Source organism: Arthrobacter sp. PsM3 (genome assembly GCF_030433895.1).
In the GTDB taxonomy this organism is placed as follows: Bacteria; Actinomycetota; Actinomycetes; order Actinomycetales; family Micrococcaceae; genus Arthrobacter.
This window is the reverse complement of record NZ_JARUXE010000021.1, coordinates 22,907-36,677: the sequence shown is the minus strand read 5'-3', so window position 1 is coordinate 36,677 and position 13,771 is coordinate 22,907. Positions and strand designations below refer to the sequence as shown.

At 68.5% G+C, this 13,771-nt stretch carries 10 protein-coding genes; 7 read left to right on the top strand and 3 right to left on the bottom strand.

Annotation, left to right across the window (positions count from 1 at the left end; all coding sequences use genetic code 11):
• The first annotated feature begins 169 nt into the window (after nt 1-169).
• The 3 genes from QCD75_RS12465 (at nt 170) to QCD75_RS12455 (ending at nt 4,328) form a co-directional block, all read left to right on the top strand.
• Entirely contained in the window at nt 170-1,981 is a 1,812-nt protein-coding gene (locus tag QCD75_RS12465) for a proline--tRNA ligase (protein WP_301229023.1), read from the top strand.
• Nucleotides 1,982-1,999: 18 nt separating this feature from the next.
• Nucleotides 2,000-2,794: a sulfite exporter TauE/SafE family protein gene (locus tag QCD75_RS12460; protein WP_301229021.1), complete on the top strand. Its 795-nt coding sequence runs from the start codon at nt 2,000-2,002 to the stop codon at nt 2,792-2,794.
• Nucleotides 2,795-2,873: 79 nt separating this feature from the next.
• Nucleotides 2,874-4,328 (top strand): pyridoxal phosphate-dependent decarboxylase family protein, encoded by a 1,455-nt coding sequence (locus tag QCD75_RS12455; RefSeq protein ID WP_301229019.1) that lies wholly within the window; start codon nt 2,874-2,876, stop codon nt 4,326-4,328.
• A 43-nt stretch (nt 4,329-4,371) separates the two neighbouring features.
• On the opposite strand, the gene QCD75_RS12450 is transcribed toward QCD75_RS12455, so the two are convergent.
• The 3 genes from QCD75_RS12450 to QCD75_RS12440 all read right to left on the bottom strand — a co-directional run bounded on the left by QCD75_RS12450 (nt 4,372) and on the right by QCD75_RS12440 (nt 8,202).
• Nucleotides 4,372-5,541, bottom strand: a complete 1,170-nt coding sequence (locus QCD75_RS12450; protein WP_301229017.1) for an aminoglycoside phosphotransferase family protein — start codon at nt 5,539-5,541, stop codon at nt 4,372-4,374.
• A 23-nt stretch (nt 5,542-5,564) separates the two neighbouring features.
• Entirely contained in the window at nt 5,565-6,296 is a 732-nt protein-coding gene (locus QCD75_RS12445; protein ID WP_226762326.1) for a VIT1/CCC1 transporter family protein, read from the bottom strand.
• 724 nt (nt 6,297-7,020) lie between these two features.
• Nucleotides 7,021-8,202: a ferritin-like domain-containing protein gene (locus tag QCD75_RS12440; protein WP_301229014.1), complete on the bottom strand. Its 1,182-nt coding sequence runs from the start codon at nt 8,200-8,202 to the stop codon at nt 7,021-7,023.
• A 106-nt stretch (nt 8,203-8,308) separates the two neighbouring features.
• Here QCD75_RS12440 and rimP point away from each other — a divergent pair, with 106 nt between their 5' ends.
• The 4 genes from rimP (at nt 8,309) to infB (ending at nt 13,607) form a co-directional block, all read left to right on the top strand.
• On the top strand, nt 8,309-8,926 hold the full coding sequence (rimP, locus tag QCD75_RS12435; RefSeq protein ID WP_301229012.1) for a ribosome maturation factor RimP: 618 nt from the start codon (nt 8,309-8,311) through the stop codon (nt 8,924-8,926).
• Nucleotides 8,926-9,906 carry a transcription termination factor NusA gene (gene nusA / locus QCD75_RS12430; protein ID WP_226762323.1) on the top strand — a complete coding sequence of 327 codons (981 nt, stop codon included), beginning with the start codon at nt 8,926-8,928 and terminating at the stop codon, nt 9,904-9,906. Before rimP ends, nusA begins: the two co-directional genes overlap by 1 nt.
• Before the next feature lie 300 nt (nt 9,907-10,206).
• A complete protein-coding gene (locus QCD75_RS12425; protein ID WP_301229010.1) occupies nt 10,207-10,548 on the top strand; it encodes a YlxR family protein in 342 nt (113 codons plus the stop codon).
• A 152-nt stretch (nt 10,549-10,700) separates the two neighbouring features.
• Nucleotides 10,701-13,607 carry a translation initiation factor IF-2 gene (infB, locus tag QCD75_RS12420; RefSeq protein ID WP_301229008.1) on the top strand — a complete coding sequence of 969 codons (2,907 nt, stop codon included), beginning with the start codon at nt 10,701-10,703 and terminating at the stop codon, nt 13,605-13,607.
• The last annotated feature ends 164 nt before the right edge of the window (nt 13,608-13,771 follow it).

Sequence of the window (13,771 nt, the reverse complement as noted above, 5' to 3'; positions counted from 1 at the left end):
GAGCCACGCCATGACAGGATGACCAGCCGGAGACGGCCAGGGGCTTCCGTCAGTTATGGCGTGGCTCTTCCGCGTCCGGGCTGACGGTAGATTAGTACCTAGACGCGTGTGCCGGTTTCTCCGGTTTTATAGTTTTGCCCGCACTTTCCCAGAAACGGATAGATAACCAGTGGTCCTTCGACTCTCCAAGCTGTTCCTGCGCACCCTGCGTGAAGACCCCGCCGACGCCGAAGTGGCCAGCCACCGGCTCCTTGTCCGCGCCGGATATATCCGCCGGGCCGCCCCGGGCATCTACACCTGGCTTCCGCTGGGGCTGAGCGTGCTCCGCAAGGTGGAGACGGTCATCCGCGAAGAGATGGCGGCCATCGGCGCCCAGGAAGTGCACTTCCCGGCCCTGCTGCCCAAGGAGCCCTACGAGGTCACCAACCGCTGGACCGAATACGGCGAGGGCATCTTCCGGCTCAAGGACCGCAAGGGCAACGACTACCTGCTGGCGCCCACCCACGAGGAAATGTTCACCCTGCTGGTCAAGGACCTGTACTCCTCGTACAAGGACCTGCCGCTGAGCATCTACCAGATCCAGAACAAGTACCGCGACGAGGCACGTCCCCGGGCAGGCCTGCTGCGCGGGCGCGAATTCATCATGAAGGACTCCTACTCCTTCGACGTCGACGACGCCGGCCTGGACGCCAGCTACGCGGCGCACCGCGGCGCCTACCTGAAGATCTTCGAGCGCCTCGGCCTCGAGGTCATTCCGGTCGCAGCCACGGCCGGCGCCATGGGCGGCTCCAAGAGCGAGGAATTCCTGCACCCCACCGAGATCGGCGAGGACACCTTCGTCCGTTCCGCCGGCGGCTACGCGGCCAACGTCGAGGCCGTCACCACGGTGGTCCCGGCGGACATCGACTTCAGCAACGCCCCCGCCGCTGAAGTCCGGGACACCCCGGACACCCCCACCATCGACACGCTCGTGGACGCCGCCAATGTCCTGGTGCCCCGTGCCGATTCCGACGGCGGCCCCTGGACTGCCGCTGACACCCTCAAGAACGTCGTCCTCGCCGTCACCCTGCCGACCGGCGAACGCCAGATCGTCGTTATCGGCGTTCCGGGGGACCGCGGCGTCGACCTCAAGCGCGTGGAAGCGAACATCGGGTCCTTCCTGCCGATCGCCGGCGAAATCATCCTCGAGGCCGCCAACGAGGAAGACCTCAAGAAGCAGCCCCTCATCGTCAAGGGCTACCTCGGCCCCGGCCTGTCCCTGGTCGCCCCGCTGCTGGGCACCGAGGGCGCCGCCAAGCTCCTCTACCTCGTGGATCCGCGCGTCGTCAGCGGCTCCGCCTGGGTCACCGGCGCCAACGAGGCCGGCAAGCACGTCTTCGGCCTGGTCGCCGGCCGCGACTTCGGCTGGGACGGCGTCATCGAATGCACCGAGGTGCGCGCCGGCGACGAGGCTCCCGACGGCTCCGGCCCGCTGGAAACCGCCCGTGGCATTGAAATGGGCCACATCTTCCAGCTGGGACGCAAGTACGCCGAGGCCCTCGAACTGAAGGTCCTGGACCAGAACGGCAAGCAGGTCGTCGTCACGATGGGCTCCTACGGCGTCGGTGTCACCCGCGCCGTCGCGGCCCTGGCCGAGTCCAACCATGACGACAAAGGCCTCATCTGGCCACGCGCCGTCGCCCCGGCCGATGTCCACGTGGTGGCCGTCGGCCGCGGCGAGGAAATCTTCGCCGCCGCGGAGAAGCTGTCCCTTGAGCTGGAGGCCGCCGGCCTCGACGTGATCTACGACGACCGCCCGAAGGTATCCCCGGGCGTGAAGTTCGGCGACGCCGAACTCGTCGGCGTGCCGACCATCCTCGCCGTCGGGCGCGGGCTGGTGGACGGGGTCGTCGAGATCAAGGACCGCCGCAGCGGCAACGCCGAAAACATCGCCGTTGAGAAGGCTGTCGATTATGTGGTCGACGCCGTCCGCAACAGCTGACGCCGCGCAGTCCTGGTAGTGGTCTCCGGACTCGAGTCGATCCAGCTCGGCACCGTCATCCTGATCGTCGTGGCGGGTCTGGCGGCCGGCTGGGTCGACGCCGTCGTCGGCGGCGGCGGGCTGATCCAGCTGCCGGCGATGCTGCTGGTGCCGGGCATCAGCCCGGTGCAGGCGCTGGCCACCAACAAGATGGGGTCAATCTTCGGCACGACGACCAGTGCCGTTACGTACTACCGCCGGGTGCGGCCCGATCTGCGCACCGCGCTGCCCATGGCGGTGATCGCGATGGCGGGCAGCTACGGCGGTGCGGTGCTCGCGGCGAACCTCCCGGCGAGCGTGTTCAAACCGATCATCGTGGCCGCGCTGGTCGCCGTCGCGCTGTTTACCGCCTTCCGGCCCAGCGTGGGCGAGCTGACCAAGCTGCGCCACGAGGGGCACCGGCACTATGTGGTGGCGTGCCTGATCGGCGGGGTGATCGGCTTCTATGACGGCCTGATCGGCCCCGGCACCGGGTCCTTCCTCATCATCGCGCTCGTCTCGGCGATGGGTTATGCCTTCCTCGAAGCGAGCGCCAAGGCGAAAATCGTGAACATGGCCACCAACGCGGGCGCCTTGTTGTTCTTTGTGCCGCACGGCGCCGTGCTGTGGGGGCTCGGACTGGTCCTGGGCCTGGCAAACATGGCCGGCGGGTACATCGGCGCCCGCACGGCCGTCAAGCAGGGAAACAAGTTCATCCGCGTCGTCTTCCTCGCCGTGGTTGGGGCGCTGATCGTCAAGCTGGGCTCGGACATCTGGCAGGACAGCTTCGCGTAGCAGCCGCGGCCGCCGGGTCACCCGGCGCATCCGCCTGGAGGGACTCCCCGGACGCAAGCCGCGGGCGTAGCATGCAGCTATGTCAGCTCCTGAAGAACGCTACAGCGATGCACTGGCGGCCGCGGCCCGGCACGCACGCCAGTGGCTTGAGAGCCAGGAAACGCGGCACGTGGGCCCGCGGGTTACCGCAGCGGACCTCGCCGCCGACTTCGGCGGCCCGCTGCCCCGAACTGGCATGCCGGCGGCGGAAGTCATTGACTACCTGGCCACCAAGGCCGAACCCGGGCTGATGGCCATGCCCTCCGGACGGTTCTTCGGCTGGGTCATCGGCGGCACCCTCCCGGCCGCGCTGGCCGCGGACTGGCTGGTCAGCGCCTGGGACCAGAACGCCGGACTGCGCTTCGCCACTCCGGCGACGGCGGCCATCGAGGAGGCCGCCGGCGCGTGGCTGCTGCAGCTGCTGGGGCTTCCCGCGGAGTCCGACGTCGGCTTCGCCACCGGTGCGACGATGGCGAACTTCACCGGACTGGCCGCGGCACGGTGGCGCCTGCTGTCGGACGCCGGCTGGGACCTCGACGCCGACGGCCTCGCCGGTGCGCCGAAGATCCACTGCTTTGTGGGCCGCGAACGCCACGACACGATCGACCTCGGCCTGCGGTATCTGGGCCTGGGCAGGCCCACGGTCGTCCCGGCGGACCGGCAGGGCCGCATCGACCCGGCGGAGCTGGACTGCGCCCTGGACCGGGCCACTACCTCGGGTAGTGCGTCGGGCGGTCCACCGGGGGGTGGTGCCGGCGGGTCCGGTCCGGCCCCGCTGCTGGTCTGCCTGCAGGCGGGGAACCTGCATTCCGGTGGCTTTGATCCCTTTCTGGCGGCAATCGCCGTCGCCAAAGCGCACGGCGCCTGGGTCCATGTGGATGGCGCGTTCGGATTGTGGGCCGCCGCTGTCCCCGAGCTCTCCGCCCTGACCGCCGGGCTGCAGGGCGCCGATTCCTGGGGCACCGATGCGCACAAGACGCTCAACGTCCCCTACGACTGCGGCATCGCGGTGGTCCGTGACGCCCAGGCGCTGCGCTCCGCCATGGGGGTGCAGACGAGCTACCTGATCCACGACGCCGACGGCGCGGCAGACCCCTTTGAAAAGGTTCCCGAACTGTCCCGCCGGGCCCGCGGGGTGCCGGTGTGGGCTGCGCTGAAATCACTGGGCCGGGAGGGGGTCGTCGCCCAGGTCCGCGGGCTGGTGCGCCGGGCCGGGGAACTGGCGGAGAAACTGTCCGTGCTGGACGGCGTCGAGGTGCTCAACGACGTCGACTACACCCAGGTCTCGCTGGCCTTCGGCGACGACGCCACCACCCGCGCGGTGACTGCGCGGATCATCGCTGACGGCCGGGTCTGGATGTCCGGTTCGCGCTGGCAGGACCGCGACATCCTCCGGATCTCCGTCAGCAACTGGAGCACCGACGACGCCGACGTGGCGGCCGCCGTCGCCGCCGTCCGGGACGCCGTGGCGGCGGTCCGCGGGCGCCCGAGCTAGGCCGCCGGTCCCGTTGGCTGGCGGCGGTCCGCGGGCGCCCGAGCTAGCTGAAAGCCTGCCCCTGCGCCGGCAACGCGTGCGGCGCAGGAAGATCCGGCAGGGTCCGGCCGGCGAGCGTGCTGGCCACCCAGAGCGACCGGGCGAGGTCGCCTTCATGGCGAGGCCGTGAGGCATAGTCGAGGGCGTTCTCCACCTCGCGGGCCAGGCTCCACTGCCGGGCGACCTCGGCGTCGAGGCCGGCGGCGAGGCTGAAGTCGCGGCAACGCTCCCGCAGGCCCCGTTCCGGGTCGGACCGGGACAGCTCGGGGATCCGGTTCCACAGCAGGGGTGCCACCGCGAATTCCGCCTCGCCGATCATGGGCTGCGGATCGATAGCGGCCCAGCCATCGGCCGGTCCACGGCCGCCGGCGTCAGGTTCGTCGCGGCGGAACCGGGCCAGAATGTTCAGGTAGTGCAGATCGGTGTGGACCAGCACATCCCGACCGGAGCGGCGGCCCACGGCCCCACGGGTCTGGCAGACCTCCAGCGCGGCTTCCAACAGCCAGCGCGGGAAGGGCCGGCCCAGTTGTTCCCAGCTCTCCGGCAGCTCATCACTCCACTGTTCGGCCCGGGCCGCCACATGGCTGAATTCGTGCCATTCCGGCCGACCGTCCGGGACCAGGCCCAGCCGGCGAACCAGCGCGCCCCACACTGGAACCGCCACATCCATAGGTTCGTCCTGGAGAGAGCGGGCGGCGTCCAGGCGCTCCAGCAGGAGCGCGTTGGCAGCGGCGTCACTGGCCAGCATCCGGACTGCGCCGTGCCCGCTCCAGAGGGCCAGGGCGTGAGGTTCCATCAGGGCTTCATCGTGCGGATAGGCGAGTTTCAGGACGGCAGTTTCCCTGGCGGCCGCGCCGGCGTCCTCCCTGCCGGCCGGGGTGGCGGTCTGCCCGGGGTCCTGCCCGGCGTCATCGGTCGGGCTGTTGTCGGCGCTGGTGCGGGTGCTGGTACTAGCGCTGCGGCTGCCGTTGGAGCGATGGCGCACCGGGACTACGATGGCCCCGTGGCCGCTCCCCGGCAGCGCGCCGGGAGCGAGGTCGAGCTCGAGCTGCCACTGGTCCATGCAGTGCTGGATCAGCCGGGGGAGCGACGCCAGCCAGTCGCGGCCGGCCTTGCTGACCCCGTAGCGGCGGCTGAGGTCGGGCGGGATCGGGACGTCTGCGGGCTGGCTCATCGGATCCAGCGTAGTTGCGGTGATCAGGCAGTGATGCCGCTGGCACCGAGCCAGCTGCCGATCAGGAAGGTCGCGATCAGCGCAGCAGCGCCGCCGATCACCACCCGGACAGCCGCCTTCCACTTCGAACCGCCACCGATCCAGGCGCCGATGGCACCGGTCAGTGCCAGGGCCACGAGTACCGCCACGAAGGTCAGCGGAACACGGATGTTCTCCGGCGGGAGCAGGATGGCAAGCATCGGGAGGATCGCACCGACCAGGAACGCCGCGGCGGAGGCGAAGGCGGCGTGCCACGGGCTGACGATGTCTGTCTCGTCAATGTGCAGTTCCGCGGACAAATGGGCGGCGAGGGCGTCATGGGCGGTGAGTTCCAGGGCCACGGTGCGCGCGGTATCGGAGCTCAGGCCCTTGCCCTGGTAGATGGCAGCGAGTTCCTCAAGTTCCTCCTCGGGCTGTTCTGCCAGTTCCCGGCGTTCCTTCTCGATCAGCGCCTGCTGGCTGTCTTTCTGGCTGCTCACGGAGACGTATTCGCCCAGGGCCATCGAGATGGCGCCACCCACGACGCCCGCGGCGCCGGCGATGAGGATGGGGCCGGAGTCCGTCGTGACGCCGGCGACGCCAACCACAATCGCGGCGACGGAGACGATGCCGTCGTTGGCGCCCAGCACGCCTGCGCGCAGCCAATTAAGGCGGTGCGCGATGTCGTTGTGGTGGGGCTCATTCGCATGCTGTGTGGGGGCTGCTTGACTGTCCATGCCTACAGCAAAGCACCGGCGCCGCCGCCCCACCAGTATTACGAGCCTAAGTAAGCCGCGGCTTCCCCTCCCGCAGGCCTCGCCATTCCTGGGCCAGGACCTCGTCGGGGTGGCGCAGCGGGGGCACTTTGGTGCGGACACGCCGGATTTAGAGCAGGATTCGAGGCCTAGCGATCCCAAAGCCGCCCCGCTCTGCTGCCACCCGGTTGTCGCCTCCCACTCCGCCCTGCCACCAACCTCCTTGCCGACCAACTTCCTGGGTGCCCGGCGTCCTTGCCGCCACAGCTCCTTGGTGCCCGGTGTCCTCGCCGCCACAGCTCCTGGGTGCCCGGCGTCCTTGCCGCTCCGGTTTCTAGGCCAGGACCTCGTGGGGGCGGCGCAGTGGGGGCACTTTGGCACGGACACGCCGGCCTCTGGGCCGGGTTCGTGGCCTACGGGCCTCAAAGCCGCCCCGCTCTGTTGCCACCCGGTTGTCGAAACCTCCACCCCGCCCCCACGTCCTCGCCGCTCCGGTTTCTCGGCCAGGATCTCGTGGGGCGGCGCAGTGGGGGCACTTTGGCGCGGACAAGCTGGGTTAAGAGCAGGATTCGAGGCTCAGCGATCCCAAAGCCGCCCCGGAGGGACGAAGGAGCCGAGGAAGGCGCCCCGGACGACGGACGGCCGCGGGCAGGAATAGAGGAAGGAGTAAAAGGCAGCCGAAGGGATGGAGGGAGCGCTGGAGGGTCTAGGGAAGCTCGGGGAAGGTGTCCGGGTCTGCCGCCAGGCCCGGAAGCGCCCCGGCGTCGGCACCCCAGATTGCGGTCCGGCGGGCGGCGCCGACCAGGCCGGAGATCGCCCACTGACGGGTCTCACCGTCGCTCAGCGCCACCAAGTCGCCGTAAACAGGCAGTGCCGAAGCCTCCAGCCCGCCGAGTCCGGCCGAGGGTGAGGCCAGGAAGCCAGGCGCCATTGTGTATCCGGCTTCCCGCGGCGGAATCGGTGCGCAGTTCATCCTGCTCAGCGCCTCGGCTCCGGTGGCGAGGGCCTCATGCCGGGCGAGCTGCTCCGACGCCGGCGCGGCCGCTTCGCCGCTTAGCCGGGTCAGCGCCACCTGGTAGCCGTATACGGTTTCCAGTTCGGTCTCCACGGTCGCCGCCAGGGCTGCGGGGAGGGAAGCAGGGACAGGGTCATTGCCGGCTGAAGCACCAACGGGGGAGGGCGATGCCGACGCGCTCGGGCACACTCCGGACGGCTGGGGTGCGGACGGCTGGGGTGCGGCCGGGTCGGGCACGTCGGGAGCGGGAGCCCCTGCCGCAGCTGCGAGCGCGGAGGCCTGAAGCAACTGGGCGGTTCCGACGGCGGCAAGCAGCCGGGCCATCCCGCCGTCGGCCACGGCAGCATCGGCGAGCCGCTGCGAGGCGCTGGCCGCCAGCTCTTGAGCCAGCGCGGCCGCGGAAGCGGGAACGGCCGCAGAGGAGGCGGGCCCGGAGGCGGGAACGGCCGCAGAGGAGGCGGGCCCGGAGGCGGGAGCGGCCGCGGACCCGGACGCCGAAGCCGCGGAGGCGGCAGCCGCAGGGGCAGTCGAAGTGGTGTCGTTGCCGGTCCGCGGGGAAGCGCCAGGTTCCGCCAGGCCGGGGACCAGGAGCGCCTGCGCCTGGCTTGTCAGCAAACTCACAGTGCGCGCCACGGCAGGCTGCCCGTCGGCGGAGGGGGACTGGCTGAGTTGCTCGCCGGCAGCCCTCAGTCGCATGGTCTCGGCCAGCGCGGCGGACCTCGCCTGTTCGGAAAACGGCGGTTCGGCGGGCTCCTCGGGGGTTTGGGGACTCAGAGCCACGCCGAGGCTGACGACCACAAGGCCGAGGCAGGCCAGGAGCGAGATGCGGGGAAGGAGTTCCCGCCGCCGCTTTTCCCTGCTGTCGTCTTTCACAACAGACCATGTTGTCATGCCGGCCGGGAACTGAAGTGCACCACGGCGCCCGGAAAATCGCTAGGCTAGTACACACAACATCATCTAGCGGGAGGCGGCCGGCATCATGACCAACGCAGAAGCCACGACTTCGACAGACCGGACCGGGACGGGTAAGGCTGACGCCGCACCCGCTCACAACTTTGAGGCCGAGCGGCTGCATGCCCTCCTGGAGCCCGAAGTCCTGGCAAACCGGCTGTACCTGGAGGACGTTTCCATTCACGTCGCGGGAGCAAACCGGGTGGTCCACGTGGTGGTGGACCTGCCGCAGGAGGAGACGGGCGGCGTTGGTCTCGACGTCATCTCGGAGATCTCCAAGACCCTCTCCGACATCCTGGACAACGATCCCAGCACCGACGCACGCCCCTACGAGCTTGAGGTTTCCTCGCCCGGCGTCGGCCGTCCCCTCACCGAAGAGCGGCACTGGCACCGCGCCCGCGGCCGGATGGTCAAGGTTAATGTCCTGCAGGGCGAGAACGTCACCGGCCGGGTCCAGTCCGTCGACGACGACGGCGTCACCCTAATCCCGGAGATCACCGTCAAGAAGGGTATGAAGCCCAAGCAGGGCGAGCCCATCAAGCTTCCTTTCGACAAGATCCGTAGTGGAAAAGTCGAGATAGAGTTCAGCCACCTCGAAGAGGCCGGCCTGGAGAACGCACACAATGGACCTTCTGAGGAGGCCTAATGGATATTGACATGAGCGCACTGAGACTCCTGGAGCGTGAGCGTGAAATCCCGCTGGATCTCCTGATTCCGACGATCGAGCAGGCACTGCTGGTGGCCTACCACAAGACGCCGGGAGCCTTCGAGAAGGCCCGCGCTGAACTGGACCGCAAGAGCGGGCACGTGACCATCTGGGCCACCGAGATCGACGACGACGGCGCCCCCATCGGCGAATTCGAAGACACCCCCGCGGGCTTTGGCCGGATCGCGGCCAGCACGGCACGGCAGATCATCCTGCAGCGACTGCGCGATGTTGAGGACGACAACGTCCTCGGCGAGTTCAAGGGCCGCGAGGGCGAGCTCGTGGCCGGAACCATCCAGCAGGGCAACAACCCGCACATGATCCAGGTCAACCTGGGCACGGTCGAGGCACTGCTGCCGCCGCCCGAGCAGGTGCCGGGGGAGAAGTACACCCACGGCAACCGGCTCCGCGCCTTCGTGATCGACGTGCACCGCGGCACCAAGGGGCCCTCCATCACGCTGTCCCGGTCGCACCCGGGTCTCGTGCGGAAGCTCTTCGAAATGGAAGTTCCGGAAATCGCGGACCGCTCCGTGGAAATCGTCGCCCTGGCCCGCGAAGCCGGGCACCGTACCAAGATGGCCGTCAAGGCCAACACCCCCGGCATCAACGCCAAAGGTGCCTGCATCGGTGAGATGGGCTCGCGCGTCCGTGCGGTCATGAACGAACTGAACGACGAAAAGATCGACATTGTTGATTACAGCGACGATCCGGCAACGTTCATCGCAAGCGCACTGTCCCCGTCACGGGTGAATTCGGTCACCATCACGGACGAGGCAACCCGATCGGCCCGCGTTGTGGTGCCGGACTACCAGCTCTCCCTCGCGATCGGCAAGGAAGGCCAGAACGCCCGCCTTGCGGCCAAGCTCACCGGCTGGCGGATCGACATTGTCTCGGACGCCGCGGTCAGCCGCGACAAATAGGCTCCCGACGCCACGGGCCCTGGACTCCAGGGCCCTCGACTTCAGGGGTCTGAGCGAGAGGGGCCCCAAACCAAAGGGCACCGGTTCGGGCCCGCCTCTCATTGCCCGTGTCCCCGCAAGTTCGGGGCCCGGGCGTTTGAGGGGCTAGAATAGACATGACCGCGCCTAACGGCCGGTATCCGCGTGTCCCCATCGCGTCCGGGTTTGAGTCCGGCGAAGGTGTTGATCACAACCCCTTTGCCAGGCGGGCTCCGGAAACCCGGGGACGGCAGATATGTACTGGCAGGAAGATACTCGTAAGTGGCACACGTGCAACACCTCGAGAATCAGCCGCAGCGTACCTGCATCGGATGCCGGAAAAAGGGCCCGCGGTCGCAGCTTCTCCGGCTCGTCGCCGACGGCAGCGGTTCAACCGCCGTCGTACTGGATGAACGACGCCGGATGGCTGGCCGGGGTGCATGGCTGCACCCCAGCGAAAAGTGCCTGGCACTGGCGGTCAAACGTCGGGCGTTCGGACGCGCCCTCGACGGCGCTACCGTAACAGCCGACGTCGAACGCCGGATCATGGCAGGCACGCAAGCCGTGGACACCCCGGTGGCCGCAGCAACAACCGTCCAACCTGAAAGCGGGTCAGAAAACTGATGGAAACCCGATGAGTTCCCAGCGATGAGTGCGCAACGATGACATATTTGTTGCGCTCTGCAATGGACCTTTCAGCTGCACTCGCGGCGGAGGTCCGCAGTAAGAAGTAGACGGTTCGTGCCTGGCTCGGTGCGGACCGAGACAGGAGAAATGTGGCCAAGGTCCGCGTACATGAGCTTGCTAAAGAGCTCGGTATTACTTCCAAAGATGCAGTAACCAAACTGCAGGAACTGGGCGAATTCGTTCGCTCTGCCTCTTCCACCATTGAGGCCCCCGTTGTGAGGAAACTCCGCAACGCGTTCCCCGACGCAGCAGCAGCTTCGAAGTCCGAAGCGCCCGCGTCAGCACCCAAGGCACCCGCCAGCCCCTCGGCAACCCGTCCGGCGCCCGCGCCGGCTCCGGCTGCACCCACAGCGCCGGCGGCTGCAGCAACCAAGATTGAAGCTCCGGCTCCGGCAGCAGCTGCTCCGGCACCCAGTGCCGCTCCGGCCGCCCAGGCTCCGGCTGCACCGGCAGCCCCCGCCGCCCAGGCTCCGGCCGCGCCGTCCACGGGCGCCAAGCCCGGCGCACGCCCGGCACCCAAGGCAGAAGCCCCGGCTGCTCCGGCACGCCAGGGTGGCTCGGCACCCCGCCCGGGCGGTCCCCGTCCCGGCAACAACCCGTTCGCTACGTCCCAGGGCATGCCCCGGGGCCGCGGCGGCGACAACGATCGTCCCTCACGTCCGGGCAACAACCCGTTCGCTCCTTCCCAGGGCATGCCGCGTCCGGGCGGAAGCCGCACCGAGGGCGAACGCCCCGGCGGCCCGCGTCCCGCAGCAGGCGCTGGTGGTCCCCGTCCGGGTGCTCCCCGCACCGGCGGCGCTCCGGGTGCACGCCCGGGTGCTCCGCGTCCGGCCGGCGCAGCAGGCGCTGGCCGTCCGGCAGGGGCCGGCGGAAACCGTCCGACTCCCGGCATGATGCCTAACCGCACCGAACGTCCCGCACCCGCTGGTGCAGGCCGTCCCGGCGGCGGAGCCCGCGGCCCCGGCCGTCCGGGCGGCGCTCCAGGTACCGGTGCTCCCGGTGCCGGTGGCGGCGCTCCGGCCGGCGGTGGCTTCGGCAAGGGTGGCCGCGGTCGCGGTGGCACCCAGGGTGCTTTCGGTAAGGGCGGCGCAGGCCGCGGCAAGCAGCGCAAGTCGAAGCGTGCCAAGCGCCAGGAACTCGAGCAGATGAGTGCTCCGTCGCTGGGTGGCGTGAGTGTGCCCCGCGGCGACGGCAACACCGTAGTCCGGCTTCGCCGTGGCTCGTCCATCACGGACTTTGCCGACAAGATCGAGGCGAACCCCGCAGCACTGGTGACCGTCCTCTTCCACCTCGGCGAAATGGCTACCGCCACGCAGTCGCTGGATGAGGAGACCTTCGCCCTGCTGGGCGAGGAGCTTGGCTACAAGCTCCAGGTCGTGTCCCCGGAGGATGAGGAGCGCGAGCTGCTCTCCGGCTTCGACATCGACTTCGATGCCGAGCTGGAAGCCGAAGGCGACGAGGAACTCGAGGCACGTCCCCCGGTTGTCACCGTCATGGGTCACGTTGACCACGGTAAGACCCGCCTGCTCGATGCCATCCGCAAGTCCGACGTTATGGCGGGCGAGCACGGCGGCATCACGCAGCACATCGGTGCTTACCAGGTCACCCACGCCCACGAAGGCACCGATCGCAAGATCACCTTCATCGATACTCCGGGCCACGAGGCGTTCACCGCCATGCGTGCCCGTGGTGCGAAGGTCACCGACATCGCCATCCTCGTGGTAGCAGCGGACGACGGCGTTATGCCGCAGACCGTTGAAGCCCTCAACCACGCACAGGCGGCCAATGTGCCGATCGTCGTGGCCGTGAACAAGATCGATAAGGAAGGCGCCAACCCGGAAAAGGTCCGCGGCCAGCTGACCGAGTACGGACTGGTTCCGGAAGAGTACGGTGGCGACACCATGTTCGTGGAGGTCTCTGCCCGCCAGAACCTGAACATCGACGAGCTGCTCGAGGCCGTTCTGCTCACCGCAGACGCAGCCCTGGACATGCGCGCCAACCCGAACAAGGACGCCCGCGGTATCGCGATTGAAGCCAACCTGGACAAGGGCCGCGGTGCTGTTGCCACCGTCCTGGTTCAGTCCGGCACCCTGCACGTCGGCGACACCATCGTGGCAGGCACGGCCCACGGCCGCGTCCGTGCGATGTTCGACGACGACGGCAGCGCCCTGACCGAGGCTGGCCCGTCCCGCCCCGTGCAGGTACTGGGTCTGTCCAACGTCCCGCGCGCCGGTGACACCTTCTTCGTGACCGCTGACGAGCGCACTGCCCGCCAGATCGCCGAGAAGCGTGAAGCTGCGGACCGTAACGCCGCCCTGGCCAAGCGCCGCAAGCGCATCAGCCTGGAAGACTTCGACCAGGCCGTCGCCGATGGCAAGATCGACACCCTCAACCTCATCCTCAAGGGTGACGTGTCCGGTGCCGTGGAAGCCCTCGAAGACGCGCTGCTCAAGATCGACGTCGGCGAAGGTGTCCAGCTCCGCGTTATCCACCGCGGTGTCGGTGCGATCACGCAGAACGACGTCAACCTGGCTACGGTCGACAGCGCCGTCATCATCGGCTTCAACGTCAAGCCCGCCGAGCGTGTTGCCGAACTGGCAGACCGCGAAGGCGTGGACATGCGCTTCTACTCCGTCATCTACGCAGCAATTGATGACATTGAGGCAGCCCTCAAGGGCATGCTCAAGCCGGAGTACGAAGAGGTCCAGCTTGGCACCGCCGAGGTCCGCGAAGTGTTCCGTTCCTCCAAGTTCGGCAACATTGCAGGCTCGATCGTTCGCTCGGGTGTTATCCGACGCAACGCGAAGGCCCGTGTCAGCCGCGACGGCAAGGTCATTGGTGACAACCTCACCGTTGAGACGCTCAAGCGCTTCAAGGACGACGCCACCGAGGTCCGCACGGACTTCGAGTGTGGTATCGGTCTTGGCTCGTTCAACGACATCAACGAAGGTGACATCATCGAGACCTTCGAGATGCGCGAAAAGCCGCGCGTCTAAGTCGGTTTAGCGTTACAAGGTGCGGGGCCGTTGGATTTTTCCGGCGGCCCCCACTTTTCCGCCGTAGAGGGGGCCCCGCCCCTGCGCTGGGTGGCCAACGTCTTACGACGTCGGCCACCCAGCTCCGGCAGGCCTCATGCCACTCCCGGGCCCCCTCCACGGCT